Origin of the sequence: Blautia sp. MCC269 (genome assembly GCF_018785655.1) — a bacterium.
Taxonomy (GTDB): Bacteria; Bacillota; Clostridia; order Lachnospirales; family Lachnospiraceae; genus Blautia_A.
Genome location: NZ_WQQE01000038.1, coordinates 112,287 through 127,810 on the forward strand (window position 1 = coordinate 112,287; position 15,524 = coordinate 127,810).

Genomic DNA, 15,524 nt, shown 5'->3' on the forward strand with positions numbered 1-15,524 from the left:
AGAAAGATCTCCATGCTTTGTCCAGCTGCTTGCAGGTCTCCTGTGCTGTCTGTGACGGAAGCTGTCTGTACCACAGATCTCCTTTATGCGCTTTTTTCTGATAATACCAGTCAGGATACTTTTCCAGTCCCAGCTCTTTATAATGATGACGTTCGTAGTTGCAGACATTCCAGAGTTTGGAAGCTGCATAACACATATGCCCTATGATATTGGAATATTCCGGCCGGATCTTTACAGATGTTCTGTGTGACAGCAGCATTCCTCTTCCCCCTTTGGACAGCTATGCAGATAGAAATCTACACTCCACCTTGGTTTAATACGACTTGCTCTGATGCTCAATATAACGGCGGATATTTTCCTCCGATACAGATCCGATCGTTTCCACATAATAGGAATGGTTCCACAGCTCTCCCTTCCATAGCTGGTCTCTTATTTCCGGAAAACGTTCGAACAGTTTTCTGCCGGTGATCCCCTTCAGATACTTGACAATCGCTGTTATGGACAGTTTTGGTGGAGCTGATACAAAACAGTGGACATGATCACCTTCACCACATTCAAATAAATGAACAGTAAAACCTTTATCCTCAGCGATCTGCTGCACCAGTTCCTTTAGGTATTCCTCAATTTCTGGGTTTAATATCTTCCGCCGGTATTTCACCGACCACACCATATGGTAATTAATATTACACACACAAGTCCTGTAATGTATTAGATTTTCTTTCATACATATAGTATAACATAACAAGTAGAAATGCGCAATAAAAAACGAACATATTTTCGATTGATTATATGCCGGTTACGGCATTAATACCAAGGGATTGGGAGATTATTATATTATTTCAATGTGCAGATATGCACAATCCTGCGCTTTCATCTCGGTAATTGAATTGCCAAGGATTCCCGCTTATTGTCCTAAATATCAAAAAAGGATGCCAACGAATCAAAGCAGATTACGTAACATCCTCTTCTTTTTATTAGTGCTATTTTATAAATTCAACCGAATAGTAATACATGTACTCATTATCTGTATCTATATGCTCCCCTGCAATATCCTGTATTGGCAACGAGCTTAACCCTTTTTCTCCATAAATCAGTGCTGCTAATCCTTGCTCTGTTCCATACTCTATCTTGCATTTGTTTTCAATAGTCGTTGCTGATCTTCCATAATATTCCCTGTTTTTAACTCCCTCCAAAATTGGTATTTCTGTCATATATTTTGAATATTTATCTGCTGCGATGAGCTTTGCAGTAAAATTATCAAAATCCGGTGTAATGACAATCAATCCATTTGTGGAAGATTTCACATCTTCATAGGAAAGTTCCAAAACTTTTTTATGTGAAACTCGTTGTCCAAGCTGATATTCTGACAAGTAAATAGATAACGTTTTAAATGTATCCCTTGAATTGTATCGAAACATCATTGTTCCATCAATTCCTGATAACAATTCAGCAGTTTTCATTTCTATACTATCTGAGTCTACTGCTTCAATATAGTTTTGTGGTTGTCGCAATTTATTACATACGATGGATCCAAAAGTAACCATAGATATTCCCACTACAATAAGAAGCACTATAATGATTGACCAGTTTTTCGATAGCCTGAGGCTGGTCTCCTGTGGGTTGGTATTCGGAGTGTAATTTGAAATGATCCATACGGTTCTCCTTGTTGTTCTGAAATTTGTGGATATGTAAATACTGCCTGTTACTATATGTAAAGAGAGTGCTTTTATCTTTATTATTGTTGCTTTTACAGTATGTCATTCAGCGTAAAAAAGTATAGGGCAACCGAATATTTGTTCTATACTTTTTACTGCACCACACAAAAAGGCAGAGCCTGCTCCACTCAGACTCTGCCTCTCACTTTTTTCTTTTTATACTGCCGTCATTCTTCTACTTTTCTCTCATAAACGATCTCACCGCCAAGAACTGTCATATCCACTTTCGTGGTCTTGATCTCATCCGGATCAATCTTATAAATATCTTTCTCCAGAACTACGAAGTCTGCATTTTTTTCCACTTCGATGGTTCCGTTCTCGTCTTCTGTATAGGAAGCGTAAGCTGCGTTTTTTGTAAAAAGCTTCACCGCCTCATCTACAGACATTTTTTCGGAGGGGATCCAGCCTTCCTGTGGCTGACCGCTGATATTTTTGCGGGTGACTGCAAAATAAATATTCTCCATGGCATCAAAGCTTACCACAGGAGCATCCGAACCGCCGGACGTATGGATTCCCATATCCAGCATGCTCTTCCATGCATACACCTTATCCATACGGTGTGCGCCGATGGCAGGTTCCACTGTGTTCATATCCAGATCGATAAATACCGGCTGGATATATGCCAGAAGATCCTGGTCTTTCATCCCCTGCAAAATACGCGGATTGGTGATCTGGCAATGTACGATACCATGTCTGCCCTTTTTATTATCCTTCCGGTAAAGAGATTTCGCAGCTGCCTCAATGACCATATCCATGGCACGATCGCCGATACAGTGTACCGCTGCCTGCATCTGATGCTGGTCAAAAAAAGCAAACAGATCGTCAAGCTCATCCTGACTGAATGTGATGATCCCGGTATTTCCCGGCGAATCCTCGTAAGGCTCATTCATGGCCGCAGTTCTTGCACCAAGGGAACCATCCTGGATCAGCTTCATTGGTCCGACAGTAAAGTGATCCCCCCTCTGTCCGGTACGATATCCTTCCTCAATAAAAGCCTTCGCATCCTCCGCCCGCTCAAAAAGGCACTGCTCATAATGGCGGATACTCAGCTCCCCTCTGGCATCCAGTGCCTTGTAGGAGGCCATGATCCGACGCCAGTTTTTCCCCGGAAGTGAGGCAAGATCATCGGACTGTACACCTGTAAATCCACATTCATTCAGCTTCTTCGCACTGTATTTGATGTAGCCTTCCACTTCTTCCTGGGATGGTGCTTCCAATACGGAAGAATAAAACTGTACTGCATTTTCCTTCAGAAGTCCGGTATCCAGGTCAACCTCCTTCGCAATCTCCGGGAACTCCGGGATTTTTTTCAGAAGCTCCAGACCGCAGCTGTTGCACACAGCCACATGCCCGCAGACACGCACCATAATGATGGGGATTTCCGTTGAGAGCGCATCCAGCTCATCCTTGTGCGGATAGCGTGGCTTATCAAAATGCTCCTCATTCCAGCCTCTGCAGTAAAGCCAGGTCAGCTTCTGACCTTTGCTCTCCTCCAGTCTTTTTTTTGCTGCGGCAAGCATTTCCTCAACACTTGTACAGTCAAACAGTTTTACAGATCTTTCCACAAATGCATAATGCAGCATATGCATATGTGTATCCACAAAACCGGGCAGCATCAGCCTTCCCTTAAGGTCGATCCGTTTTTTGCAGGAAAAAGCTTCCGCTTCTTTATCAGTTCCCACAAAAACGATCCGACCATTTTCGATTCCCACAGCCTCTGCCACTTTTTCACTGTCATCCAGTGTTCTTATACATCCGTTAAAAAAAATTGTATCCACTGTTTATTTTTCCTCTTTTTCTTTTTTATCCTCGTAGAAAAGTGCCATATCCTTGTCTACCTTTCCGATTCCCATGTAACGCGCCTTGTAATCCTTCAGCAGTTTAAAGAAAGTACCACTTAAGATAAATAATGTGGCAACATTTACAAATGTAGGGAATACGGTTGTAAAGTCTGCAATTACCCACAGCTGCGCCGGTGTTCCGTTTCCGTAAAGAGTAAGCACTGTGACCAGAAGACCCCATAATGGTGTTCCAAGGATAAAAACCTTCTCTGCAATCTTCAGAACCTTCTGATTATTTTTCAGCCAGTGCTTCAGGATCACGCTGTAGTAGGTGAACCATCCGGTTGATGTTGTCAGTCCGAAAAGGAAGATACTGATCGCGATCAGTGCTCTCGCAACAGAGCCCATTCCGGACTCAAATGCTGTCAGTGTCAGCTCTGATCCCTGAAGTCCTGAATTCCAGTAGCCAGTGGTAATAACAACAAGACCTGTCATGGAGCACACTACGATAGTATCTGCAAATACCTCAAATGCTCCCATCAGTCCCTGTTTTACAGGATGATCTGTCTTTGCGGAAGCATGAATCATAGGAGAGGTTCCCCAGCCTGCCTCGTTGCTGTATACGGAACGGGCAAATCCAAGACGCATTGCTGTTGCAACACCGGCTCCCATAAATCCGCCGACTGCCGCCTGTGTTGTAAATGCGCCCTTGAAGATCATTCCAAAGGTTTCCGGCAGTTTGTCAAAATTCACTACCAGTATTGCGAGAGAGCCTACAATGTAAAGCATGCACATGATCGGTGTCATATAGGAAGAGATCACGCCGACTTTCTTTACACCGCCGATGATGATCAGATAAATCGCTGCCACATACAAAAGTGACGGTACGATGTACGGCAGGTGGAAGGTACTTCCGACAGCCTCTGATACTGTATAATTCTGCAAAGTAATGAACCATGTCATGAAAATACAGCCGCCGAACAGTACTGCAAAAAGTTTCCAGAAGGGAAGCTTTTTCTCTCCGCCAAGACCCTTCTGCATGTAGTAGGTCGGGCCTCCCTGGTACTCACCGTTTGGCTGTTTCTCTCTGTAGTATACAGCAAGTGTTACCTCTGCCATCTTGATGACCATGGCAAGAAGCGCCGCGATCCAGAGCCAGAATAATGCCCCAGGTCCTCCTGTTGCAATGGCCGTTGCAACACCGGACATATTGGATACACCAACAGTACCTCCGATCGCAATGGAAATAGCCTGGAACGGTGTCAGGCTCTTTCCGTCATCTCCGCCTTCCTGGCGACGTTCTTTACTGAACATGTTTTTCACAATGTAACCAAAATGGCGAAACTGGAAGAAACCGGAACGTACTGTCAGATATACGCCTGTAGCGAGGATCGTAATCAGCAACGGCAGTCCCCAGAGCCAGTTAGTCAGATTTTCAAATAACGCAAACATCTTTTTCCTCTCCTGTTCTTTGTATTCTTTTGTTTTTGCAACCCCATTCAGAAAATCCGTGTTTAACGCATAAAAAATCCCCGGAACATGAAGTGATGGGTCATCGGTGTTCTCGACATACAGCCGTTTGCCGTATATCTTCGAGCCCCGTTTTTATCATCTTTATCCTTCATGCCCTGGGGATCTTATATTCAGTCCACTAAATCTTCCAAACTGTTGTAGTATAACATAATTTCTGAATTATTTCTACTTATTCCGCAGGAAAATATGCATTTTTATTCACTAATTTATTCATTAATTAAAGATACCTTTTTTCCTACCGGATCGACTCCGGATACTCCACACCTTCCGGCATGGGGTCCCACTCATTGAGTCCAAGGCTCTGTTTAAACTTCGCCTGTTCCAGAGTGAGCTTCGGGAGATCATCTTTCAGATAATCCATCAGCTCGCCGATGCCTTCCCTGGTTTTATTATTTACCATAAAAATGCGCTCACAGCCCATGTTCTCCATCCACTGTCTGACCATGGGGATATTGGCATGGGGGGAATCCACCTTGGTAATGATCCCAATCAGCGGGCGGAGGAGAAAATTCCTGCTGCCATCACTGAACAGATTAAATGGCTCGTTGGCCGCCTGTACAATGGCAATCACATCCGCCTCAAAAGAGAAACAGGCAAGTCCCACGCTGAAATGCTTGGACTCTGCATATTCTCCCGGTGAATCAATGGTATCTTCATTTGTATTGGTATACTGGGTTTTATGATAATGAAGCTCCTCCCCTTTCAACGCCTGTGTCAGGGATGTTTTGCCGGCTTCACTTCGACCCATCAGAAAAATTTTTTTCATTTTTTATCCCGTCCTGCTCTAGCTTCTGTGGATCTTACAGACATCGAATTTCAATGTCTCATGGAAAAACCGCACCACTTCCTCCACAGCTGTCATCACTTCCGTAAAACCGCCTGTCAGGATCAGTGTCCCACAGAAACGATCCATAAATCCCACTTCCACATGAGCAGCCTTCACTGCAACATCTGCAGCCACTACAATAGCCTCCCAGGGTGTAACCCTGACCATACCGATGGCATCTCCCGTATGGTCCTCTCCTTCGTGAACTCCGATATGTAACGCAAGATTCTCATATACCGACTTGTCACTTGGTGTAAAAACATGTGCAAAAGAAAGCTCTTTTCCAGGTACTCTCACCCGGGTCAGTCGCAGCCTTTTTCCCTTAAGGTTCTCATAATCATCATGGAACAGCCGCTCCAGCAGTTCTTCCTTCGTTATCCGTTCTTCCATGGTGCACTTCCTTATCTCTTGGTGATCTTGCAGACTACATATCCAAGAGTATCGCGGAAATAGTCCACGATCTCTTCCATTGCTGTCTGCACATCGGAAATCTCTCCTGTTATGATCAGTGTTCCTGTAAAACGGTCTGCAAAACCAAGATATACATTGCCGCTCTTCACTGCGATATCAGATGCGATCACAGCGGATTCGGAAGGGGTCATATTCATGATTCCGATCGCAGATGAGCCATAGTCCACCTGTGGATTCAGTCCAAGCTTCTGATATATGATCGGTGCCGGACCACCCATGATATGGGCAAATGTGATCTCCTTACCGGCTACGGTCTCCTGTACGATTCTGATCTGGTCTTTATGTTCATCTGCCATTGATGATTCCTCGCTTTCAAAAATTTTGTAACATAGCATTGTCAAGATCCATGCTATCGATTTCTCGATCGATCTAATATTCGATAAGCCGGATTTTGTTCATCCGGCTTACAATTTCCCTACGTTAAATTTTACTATCTGTACCTCTTAATGTCAATACAATTCTTCGAAAACAAGGCAAAAAACAACGTTTTCAAAAATAAAAATCCACAGAAAACAACACTCATTTTCACATCAGTCCGGAAAACCAGTCAAAATCTGCTTAGAACTCAAACGCCTTCTTAATGCTGTCATAATGCAGGAATTTTCCCTCAGCTGCAAACGCTTTGATCTGATCCAGCGTTGCAAACATATATCCGTCTGTCTCTTCTGTCTGAAGTTTCAGATCCTTGTCTTCCACATCCATGACAAACCGGTACACATCTACAAAGTAATTATCTCCTTCCCCAGGGTTCTCTCTTTTATAGGTAAAAAGATATCCGCCTTCTGCCTGGCTAGCATCCAGTCCTGTCTCCTCTTTTACTTCACGGAGTACCGCATCCCTGGATTCTTCACCTGCCTGGGCAGCGCCGCCGGAAACTTCCCACCAGCCTGGAGCCCAGGCTTTTGTCATCACGCGTTTGGTAATGAGAAAAGTTTTGTCCGGTCTTGCCACCACACCTAAGACTGTCAGATGATATTCTCCATCTTTCAGGCACCAGTCGTTGCGCTTCATGGTACGTCCTGTCGGTTTCTTATCTGCATCGTAAATATCCCAGAATTCCATTTTTCTATCTCCTGTCTTTTTTACATTTCACGGTAATATGGTCTTACATTTCCGTCTCCCCGTGTTCTGTATCTTTTTTATTTGTTATGATACCACGCTAAAGTCCTGTATGTAAACCCTGGAATCTGCTACCCTTTTCCAGTTATTTTTTTTCAGCTGCTATCTGCACATTCTGCTCCTTTTATCTCATAAGAAAATCTATAGATTATTTTTATTATATCACTTGTATTATGAATTAGTTTTATAGATATTTTTGTTATATAATTAACACAAACAAACGATTCTATTTAAAATAACCAGGGAGGTTTTTTTCAGATGAAGAATGATTATCCGCATATTTTTTCCCCATTAACCGTTAAAAATATGACTATCAAGAACCGTATTGTTATGATGCCGATGGGCACCAACTACGGTGAACAGAACGGCGAAATGAGTTTTCTTCATATCAATTATTATGAGCAGCGTGCAAAGGGTGGCACAGGCCTCATCATCGTAGAGAACGCAAGCATCGATTCCCCGCAGGGCTCCAACGGAACCACACAGCTGCGCATCGATCATGACAACTATCTGCCACGTCTTTTCAAATTCTGTGAGAATATCCACAGATATGGAACAAAGATCGCGATTCAGATCAACCATGCCGGAGCTTCCGCTGTTTCTTCCAGGATCAACATGCAGCCGGTTTCCGCATCTGACATTCCATCCAAAGAAGGCGGTGAGATCCCGCGTCCTCTTTCCAAAGATGAGATCCTTCACATCGTAAAAAAATATGGTGAGGCTGCAAAACGTGCACAGACAGCTGGCTTTGACGCGGTAGAGATCCATGCAGGCCACTCCTATCTGATCAGTCAGTTCCTCTCCCCGATCACAAACAAGCGTACCGATGAGTTCGGCGGATCTGTTGAGAACCGTACCCGTTTCTGCCGTATGGTCATCGATGAAGTAAGAAAACAGGTAGGACCTTTCTTCCCGATCATGCTCCGTCTCAGTGCGGATGAGCTGATGGAGGGTGGAAATACACTGGAGGATACCCTGGAATACCTGGATTATCTTCAGGAAGAGGTTGATATCTTCGATGTTTCCTGCGGACTTAACGGTTCCATCCAGTACCAGATCGATGCAAATTATCTCCCGGACGGATGGCGTTCCTACATGGCAAAGGCCGTAAGAGAAAAATTCAACAAGCCATGTATCTCCATGGGTAATGTCCGTGACCCGAAGGTTGCTGAGCGTATCCTGGCTGACGGTGACGCAGACCTGATCGGTATGGGCCGTGGTCTGATTGCAGACCCTGCATGGGTAAACAAGGTTGCCACAGGTCATGAGTGTGACCTCCGCAAATGTATCTCCTGTAACGTTGGCTGTGCCGGAAACCGTATCGGTGTAAACCGTCCGATCCGCTGTACTGTAAACCCATCTGTTCTTGAGGGCGATGTATATAAGAAAAAACATGTAAATAAAAACTGCAACGTAGTTGTTATCGGCGGAGGCACTGCCGGACTGGAAGCTGCCTGTACAGCCGCAGAGGTTGGCTGCAACACCTTCCTTCTGGAAAAAGGCAATGAACTTGGGGGACTTGCATCTCTGATCTCCAGAATCCCAGCTAAGAACCGTCTGGCTGATTTCCCGCATTATCTCATGCATCGCGCAGAACAGCTTGAGAACCTTTACATCTTCAAAAACACAGAAGGAACACCGGAGAACATCCGCAAATTCCATCCGAATATCATCGTAAGCTCCACCGGTTCCGCTCCGCTCCTTCCTCCGATCACAGGACTGAAGGATCGTATTGACAACGAGAACTATAATATTTATTCTATTCTTGGTATGATCAGCCACATTAATGATTTTCCGAAGGATCTGGAAGGCAAAAAAGTCGTTGTGGTAGGCGGCGGTGCTGTAGGTCTTGATGTTGTGGAATTCTTCGCAGACAGAAACGCAGATATCTCTATTGTTGAGATGATGGATCAGATCGGACGTGATCTTGACCCTGTAAGCAAAAACGACACAAAGACCATGATGAAAAAACATAATGTACATCAGCTTACAAAAACTGCTCTCCTTGAGGTTAAGGATTCTTCCTTCCTTGTCAAGGGTGACGGCGAGCCTTATGAGCTTCCATTTGAGTACGGTTTCGTATGTCTTGGAATGAGAGCTCAGGGACAGCTTTACCAGAGCCTCACAGAGGAATTTTCTTCTGAGGATGTTGAGATCATGAACATCGGCGACAGCCAGAGAGCAAGACGAATCATTGACGGTACCCAGGAAGGACGCAATATCCTTACCATTCTTGAGCAGAAGGGATACCTTTAATATTTTTCCGCTATACCCTTTCCGGGAACATTTCCATCCTTCTACCGGAAAGTGTATATAGATCTGTTACAGTTCACTCGGTGATCCGTAACATAGATTTTCCACGTCTTCCTCCCCCGCAGCCGTTCGGAGATGTCCACAGCTTCTTCAGATCTATGTGGCGGGAGGTTTAAAAAAGACAAATCTTCATCCAGATTTTACCAACGAGAGGAGTTATTACCATGTCAGAAAGAATCACAGGACATACCGAACTGATCGGTCTTATGGCATATCCGATCCGTCACTCCAGCTCACCGGCCATGCAGAATGAGGCTTTCGCAAAGCTTGGCTATGATTATGCATACCTTGCATTTGAGGTTGGCGCAGACGAGATCGAGGATGCTGTAAAAGCCATCCGTACTCTGAAAATGAGAGGTTCTAACGTTTCCATGCCGAACAAAACTCTAGTAGGCCAGTACCTTGACGAGCTTTCACCGGCAGCAGAAATGTGCGGCGCTGTAAACACCATCGTTAATGATCATGGTCATCTTACAGGCCATATCACAGACGGTATCGGATTTATGGCAGCACTGAAAGACAATAACATCGACGCCATCGGAAAGAAAATGACCATCGTAGGTGCAGGTGGTGCCGCAACTGCTATCGAGATCCAGGCAGCACTTGACGGTGTAGGCGAGATCGTGATCTTCAACCGCAAAGATGAATTCTGGGACCGTGCAGTATCTACGGTAGAAAAGATCAACACCAGAACTTCAAGCCATGCTGTTCTCTATGATCTGGCAGATCTTGACCAGCTGAAAAAAGAAATGGCTGACAGTTATATTTTCGTAAATGCGACAGGTGTTGGAATGAAACCGCTGGAAGGTCAGTCCGTTGTTCCTGACAAGTCTTACTTCCGTCCGGAGCTTATCGTTGTTGACGTGCCTTACTCTCCTCTTGAAACTGCTATGCGTTCCATGGCAAAGGAAGTTGGCTGCAAGACAATGAACGGCCTTGGCATGATGCTTTTCCAGGGCTCCGCTGCATTTGAACTGTGGACCGGCGAGCCGATGCCGATCGAGCATATGAAAGAGATTCTTAACATCAGATACGATGACTGATAAAATCCCATCCGTATCGGAAAGGACCATTATGAAAACAGTTCAGGTAAGAAATATCACAATCGGAGAAGGCAGGCCGAAAATCTGTGTCCCGATCGTTGGACAAACAAAAGAAGATATCCTTCTTGAGGCAGGAACCTTCGCAAGAATCCCCGTAGACGTTGTAGAGTGGCGTGTTGACTGGTTCGAAGATGTTTTTGACACAGACAAGGTTCTGGATGTGGCAAAAGATCTCCAGACCGTTTTAAAGGACACTCCGATTCTTTTCACCTTCCGTACTGCAAAAGAAGGCGGAGAAAAAGCAATCTCCAACGAAGATTACAAAGCCCTCAACATGGCTGTCGCAAAAAGCGGCTATGTAGATCTCATTGATGTAGAAGCCTTCACAGGCGAGGAGATCGTAAAATGCATGATCCAGGAAGCACACAGCTATGGCGTAAAGGTCATCGCTTCCAACCATGATTTTGACGCAACTCCTGAGAAAGATGAGATCGTGCGCCGTCTTCGCATGATGCAGGACTATGGCGCAGATATCCCGAAAATGGCTGTTATGCCAAGAAACAAACAGGACGTGCTTACACTCTTAAGTGCCACGCTGGAAATGTCCCAGCAGTTCGCCGACCGCCCGATCATTACCATGTCCATGGCAGGTACAGGTGTTGTCAGCCGTCTCGCCGGCGAAACCTTCGGTTCCGCCCTTACCTTCGGTGCAGCTACCAAAGCTTCCGCACCGGGACAGATCAATGTCAGCGAACTTGAACAGGTTCTTGACATTATCCACAAAAGCCTGTGATCCCGTAACCTCCCATTGAAAGGATCTACGGCTTCGTTTAAGAAAGAACGTAAATTATAGACCAGATTTTAATCCCGTAAATAGCAAATCTATTTTGTAACAAAAACAAATCTCATGACCCAAAAAGAGGAACTGCGCTGACCCATCCAGTGCAGTTCCTCTTTTCTTATCTTTTGTAACTTTATTTATTATTTCTCAGCTTTTTCCTCAATGGCAGTTTCCTGAGCTTTTTTCCTGGGATCCCAGTTGGAAAGGAAAATGTTCAGTCCGAAACCTACAGCCAGCGCCCATGCGGATGCCCATGCAGTTCCCTGGGTTGCAAGGACAGCTGCCATAACACCGGCAATCATCTTGTCACGGTCTGTCTTACAGTAATCCATACCGATCCTTGCACAGACAAACGCCTGGAACATCAGAGTGATGGAAGAACCAACTCCGAAGATCGGCCGGAAGAAACTTACAACCGGAATGATCAGCACACTTAAAAAAGTTGCAATACGGAAGGATGCCATACCGCCAAGAAGAGATTTCATGGCTTTCTTTCCTTCTTTGTAGCGAATAGAGACAGATACTGTCATGCCAACCCATAACGGACCGGAAAGCGGCGGGAACGGTGCGATGATGGAAAGGATCAGATTTCGAAGACCGCTGACCAGGTTGGAGCGGCTGGAATTGAAATCAATGTACTCATCATCTCTGGACTGACGCGCCTCTGTGACAAGTGTCTCTGTGGTAACAAAATCACCAAACGCGATCACATAACATACAAGTGCCAGCGGAAGAGCCTTGATAAACATGGAAAGTGGCGGGATCCCCACACCGAAGATACTTACCTGTGAGATGATCTCTTTAAACTGCGGGATCTTGATAAAAGTTCCGATCTCAAGTCCCGGTTTATCCAGTTCTCCAACAAGAAGTCCTACCACCATAGCAATCAGATACGGGAAAAGATTTCCGTACCGGGCAACAAGATCCAGAAATTTATTATGCTGTCTCTTTTCCTGATATTTGTCGGAAAAGCTGATCAGGATCAGAAGACCAACACCGGCAACGATTGCCAGAGGATATTTATGCATGTTGCCGCCCTCTCCCAGCTGTCCTGCCATAACCGTAACCGGCGCAGCAAGAAGGATTCCACCCTTGACGGAATCCGGTACAGCATGGACAAATTTATCCGCAAGTTTGGTAACGCCCATAAATATGAACACAAGACCAACCAGCATCTGCAGGGCGATCATTGCCTGGATACGCTCTTTTCCCAGAGGAAAGCCTTCCAGGAATACGATAGTCAGCGGAAGGGTCGGCGTGATCCATCCGGGAACTACCGGATCACCAAGTAAACTGTGTAGCATATACAGCATGGTCTCTATGATCACACAGCTCCATGCCAGCTCATAAGGCAGCCCCAGATACTGTTCCAGATAAGGGACAGCCGCCAGTGCCGTAACACCAAGGATCAGACCCTGGATAAACTCTACGGACTCAAGTTTGTAGTGAATAAAGGGAAGACGAATCTGAAATGGCCCAAACGGAATGTAGGGCAGTTCGTTTTCTCTTCTCTGTCTTGCTGCACGCGCCATAACGATTCTCCTTTGTCAGTTTTTTTGATAATACATATATAGTATCTTCTGTTCTGGAAGTTTGTTAATTAACAAACATTTTCAGAAACGGCAAAGTCCAACCCGGGAATTGTTCCCGAATTGGAACTTTGATTTGCATAGATTCAGTCATCTTCGTCTGAATCCATACAATTATTCACTTATTTCACCCTGTCTCAGGCCTCTTTTCCACGGTTCATCTTGACGAACAGTGCAAGAAGGATTCCAACGAATGTCACTGCCATGTTAAGAAGCAGGATCATTCTCGGAGCGCTGGTTCCGGCAGTTTTTGTGATATAACCTGCCAATGTCAGGATCGTATAGTTTGCAACACTGGATGCGATCATAACCATGGATGTTGCAGTTCCCTTGTTCTCCGGGAAAAACTCAGCGGTTGTGGAAACAGCCAGCTGAAGCACTCCGCCTGCACCTGCGAAACCGATGACAAATCCACCAACGAGACAGATGGTCGGGTTCTGGATAAAGTAGCACAGTCCCAGCATGATAAAGGAGATCAGCGGATAGATGATCAGGATGTTGATCTCTTTCAGTCCTTTTTTGATAAATACGGAGGAACACAGGATCGCTGCAAAAGTTCCTACTGCGTAGAAGGACTGGATCTTGGACGGATCACTTAAGTTGTAAAGTTTTCCAAGTTCCTGGTTACAGTTCAGCCACAGCATGAATGTGGAAGAACTTGTAAATCCGATGAGGATCGCCGCAATTGCCGCAGGAGTGATCTTTAATTTTGTTTTTTCTTTCTTTGCCGCACCTGCTGTATTTCTGTCAGGGAATGGCAGGAACAGGATCAGGATTCCATCAATAAAGATCGCAGCACCTGCAACGATAAAGATGGTTCTGTAGGACATATTGGCCGCTGATACGAATCCAATGAGGAAAGGAAGCAGGAACTGGCTGATACACATGGAGAATTTTGTAAACAGGTTCGCCACAGAAGGATTGTTTACATAGATCTCCATACATGTAGGGCTTACGCAGGTGTCCAGGAAGGAGTTTGCGATACCGCCTACAATGGCAAAGGCGTAGGCAACTCCCATAGATGGAGCAAATGCGATCCCCATAAAGTATGCTGCATAACAGATCACACCGATGATTCCGCTTAATCTGCGTCCGAATTTGTCGGACAGGGGACCGGAAAACGGAAGCGAGATCAGTCTTCCAAGTCCAAGTGCAGCAATTACAGATACTACCATGCTGACATCCATAGTTCCATCACTTAAAGCCTTTGCTCCCCAGTGAGCTGCAAGCTCCGGCTTGTACTGGCCCATGATGGAAGCTCCGATTCCGTGGATGAAGTATGTAAAATACAGTGCGATAGAAGTAATCACTAAGTTTTTCTTACCTGTCTGGCTCATGATTCTTATTTCCCTTCGTTCTCAGCCTGGAATTTCTGGTACTCATCTGTCGGCATCTCAAGTCCTGTGTACAGTTTATAGGACTCAGCACCCTGCCACAGAAGCATTCCTTTTCCACCTACTGCAAGTTTTACACCTGCCTCTTTTGCTTCTTTTACCATTCTTGTCTCTGCAGGATTGTATACGCAGTCAGCAACAACAAGATCTTTATGGAACATGGATTTGTCAACCAGTGTAAGGTCGTCATGCGGTTTCATACCTGCAAGTGTTCCGTTTGCAAGGATATCTGCGTTTGCGATCTCTTCTCTCAGTTTGTCCTGATCGTCAAGGCAGTATACGCTTACTTTGCAGTCCGGTACTTCTTTTGCAAGCTTCTCTGCTGTTCCTTTTGCTCTTTCAAGGAATGGATCGTTCGGATTAAAGATCGCGATGGATGCTGCTCCGTCAAGGGCACACTGTACAGTAAGAGCTGTAGCTGCTCCACCTGCTCCAAGAACTACCATCTTTTTGCCTTTTACGTCAACGCCGTGCTCTTTTAAGTTGCGGACAAATCCGATACCGTCTGTGATATGTCCTACAAGTTTTCCATCCTCATTAACAATAGTGTTTACAGCACCGATGATCTTTGCTGCCGGTGAAAGCTCGTCTACACACTGAGCTACTTTGTTCTTGCAAGGCATGGTTACGTTGCATCCTCTCATTTTGAAAAGGCGCATTGCATCAAGAGCTGCCGGAACCTGATCCTCTTTGATATCGAATGCCATGTAAGCATAGTCCAGGTTATGGTACTGGAAGCTGAAGTTGTACATAGCCGGGCTTCCTGAATGTCCTACCGGGCTTCCGATCAGTGCGAGTAAACCAGTTGTTCCTTTAATTCTCTGTTCCATTTCTTATTACCTCCTGCATTTTCCCATTGACAGACACCGGAAGTGTCTTTCCAGGTGCCTGCCACAACG

The 15,524-nt window shown here is 45.2% G+C and carries 14 protein-coding genes and 1 pseudogene; 3 read left to right on the forward strand and 12 right to left on the reverse strand.

The window, feature by feature from the left end:
* From GPK88_RS18900 to GPK88_RS12000, 9 genes and pseudogenes are all read right to left on the reverse strand, one after another.
* Positions 1–259 (reverse strand): annotated as a pseudogene (locus tag GPK88_RS18900) (RNA-guided endonuclease InsQ/TnpB family protein); the annotation flags it as partial.
* A gap of 54 nt (positions 260–313) precedes the next feature.
* Entirely contained in the window at positions 314–724 is a 411-nt protein-coding gene (gene tnpA / locus GPK88_RS11965; protein ID WP_180214424.1) for an IS200/IS605 family transposase, read from the reverse strand.
* A gap of 256 nt (positions 725–980) precedes the next feature.
* A complete protein-coding gene (locus GPK88_RS11970) occupies positions 981–1,571 on the reverse strand; it encodes a transcriptional regulator (RefSeq protein ID WP_252197764.1) in 591 nt (196 codons plus the stop codon).
* Between the two features lie 311 nt (positions 1,572–1,882).
* On the reverse strand, positions 1,883–3,493 hold the full coding sequence (locus GPK88_RS11975) for an amidohydrolase (RefSeq protein WP_173745709.1): 1,611 nt from the start codon (positions 3,491–3,493) through the stop codon (positions 1,883–1,885).
* A 3-nt stretch (positions 3,494–3,496) separates the two neighbouring features.
* Positions 3,497–4,948, reverse strand: a complete 1,452-nt coding sequence (locus GPK88_RS11980; RefSeq protein WP_173762891.1) for an alanine/glycine:cation symporter family protein — start codon at positions 4,946–4,948, stop codon at positions 3,497–3,499.
* Between the two features lie 316 nt (positions 4,949–5,264).
* Positions 5,265–5,795 carry a EutP/PduV family microcompartment system protein gene (locus GPK88_RS11985; RefSeq protein ID WP_148447370.1) on the reverse strand — a complete coding sequence of 177 codons (531 nt, stop codon included), beginning with the start codon at positions 5,793–5,795 and terminating at the stop codon, positions 5,265–5,267.
* A gap of 18 nt (positions 5,796–5,813) precedes the next feature.
* The gene (locus GPK88_RS11990) at positions 5,814–6,245 is read right to left on the reverse strand and encodes a BMC domain-containing protein (protein ID WP_173762890.1); all 432 of its coding nucleotides are present in this window, start codon (positions 6,243–6,245) and stop codon (positions 5,814–5,816) included.
* Positions 6,246–6,256: 11 nt separating this feature from the next.
* The gene (locus tag GPK88_RS11995) at positions 6,257–6,622 is read right to left on the reverse strand and encodes a BMC domain-containing protein (RefSeq protein WP_021977225.1); all 366 of its coding nucleotides are present in this window, start codon (positions 6,620–6,622) and stop codon (positions 6,257–6,259) included.
* Between the two features lie 262 nt (positions 6,623–6,884).
* Positions 6,885–7,388, reverse strand: coding sequence for an NUDIX hydrolase (locus tag GPK88_RS12000; RefSeq protein WP_148447374.1), 504 nt, complete (start codon positions 7,386–7,388; stop codon positions 6,885–6,887).
* Between the two features lie 315 nt (positions 7,389–7,703).
* Between GPK88_RS12000 and GPK88_RS12005 the strand changes: the two genes are divergently transcribed.
* The 3 genes from GPK88_RS12005 (at position 7,704) to aroD (ending at position 11,594) form a co-directional block, all read left to right on the forward strand.
* Positions 7,704–9,701, forward strand: coding sequence for an oxidoreductase (locus tag GPK88_RS12005; RefSeq protein WP_173762889.1), 1,998 nt, complete (start codon positions 7,704–7,706; stop codon positions 9,699–9,701).
* Between the two features lie 221 nt (positions 9,702–9,922).
* On the forward strand, positions 9,923–10,801 hold the full coding sequence (locus tag GPK88_RS12010) for a shikimate dehydrogenase (RefSeq protein WP_118608570.1): 879 nt from the start codon (positions 9,923–9,925) through the stop codon (positions 10,799–10,801).
* A gap of 31 nt (positions 10,802–10,832) precedes the next feature.
* On the forward strand, positions 10,833–11,594 hold the full coding sequence (aroD, locus tag GPK88_RS12015; RefSeq protein WP_173762888.1) for a type I 3-dehydroquinate dehydratase: 762 nt from the start codon (positions 10,833–10,835) through the stop codon (positions 11,592–11,594).
* A gap of 188 nt (positions 11,595–11,782) precedes the next feature.
* Here aroD and GPK88_RS12020 read toward each other — a convergent pair whose 3' ends face one another.
* The 3 genes from GPK88_RS12020 to aroE all read right to left on the reverse strand — a co-directional run bounded on the left by GPK88_RS12020 (position 11,783) and on the right by aroE (position 15,455).
* Complete coding sequence (locus GPK88_RS12020; RefSeq protein WP_173762887.1) at positions 11,783–13,174, reverse strand: SulP family inorganic anion transporter; 1,392 nt, start codon at positions 13,172–13,174, stop codon at positions 11,783–11,785.
* Positions 13,175–13,368: 194 nt separating this feature from the next.
* The gene (locus tag GPK88_RS12025) at positions 13,369–14,568 is read right to left on the reverse strand and encodes an MFS transporter (RefSeq protein ID WP_173762886.1); all 1,200 of its coding nucleotides are present in this window, start codon (positions 14,566–14,568) and stop codon (positions 13,369–13,371) included.
* Positions 14,569–14,573: 5 nt separating this feature from the next.
* The gene (gene aroE / locus GPK88_RS12030) at positions 14,574–15,455 is read right to left on the reverse strand and encodes a shikimate dehydrogenase (protein WP_173762885.1); all 882 of its coding nucleotides are present in this window, start codon (positions 15,453–15,455) and stop codon (positions 14,574–14,576) included.
* Positions 15,456–15,524: the final 69 nt, after the last annotated feature.

Bases quoted from the DNA above. Each gene is read 5' to 3' on its own strand.
- GPK88_RS11990 (WP_173762890.1), bottom strand. From the start codon at position 6,245: ATGGAAGAACGGATAACGAAGGAAGAACTGCTGGAGCGGCTGTTCCAT.
- GPK88_RS12000 (WP_148447374.1), bottom strand. From the start codon at position 7,388: ATGGAATTCTGGGATATTTACGATGCAGATAAGAAACCGACAGGACGT.
- aroD (WP_173762888.1), top strand. From the start codon at position 10,833: ATGAAAACAGTTCAGGTAAGAAATATCACAATCGGAGAAGGCAGGCCG.
- GPK88_RS12025 (WP_173762886.1), bottom strand. From the start codon at position 14,568: ATGAGCCAGACAGGTAAGAAAAACTTAGTGATTACTTCTATCGCACTG.
- GPK88_RS12010 (WP_118608570.1), top strand. From the start codon at position 9,923: ATGTCAGAAAGAATCACAGGACATACCGAACTGATCGGTCTTATGGCA.
- GPK88_RS11985 (WP_148447370.1), bottom strand. From the start codon at position 5,795: ATGAAAAAAATTTTTCTGATGGGTCGAAGTGAAGCCGGCAAAACATCC.
- GPK88_RS11980 (WP_173762891.1), bottom strand. From the start codon at position 4,948: ATGTTTGCGTTATTTGAAAATCTGACTAACTGGCTCTGGGGACTGCCG.
- GPK88_RS12005 (WP_173762889.1), top strand. From the start codon at position 7,704: ATGAAGAATGATTATCCGCATATTTTTTCCCCATTAACCGTTAAAAAT.
- aroE (WP_173762885.1), bottom strand. From the start codon at position 15,455: ATGGAACAGAGAATTAAAGGAACAACTGGTTTACTCGCACTGATCGGA.
- GPK88_RS12020 (WP_173762887.1), bottom strand. From the start codon at position 13,174: ATGGCGCGTGCAGCAAGACAGAGAAGAGAAAACGAACTGCCCTACATT.
- GPK88_RS11995 (WP_021977225.1), bottom strand. From the start codon at position 6,622: ATGGCAGATGAACATAAAGACCAGATCAGAATCGTACAGGAGACCGTA.
- tnpA (WP_180214424.1), bottom strand. From the start codon at position 724: ATGAAAGAAAATCTAATACATTACAGGACTTGTGTGTGTAATATTAAT.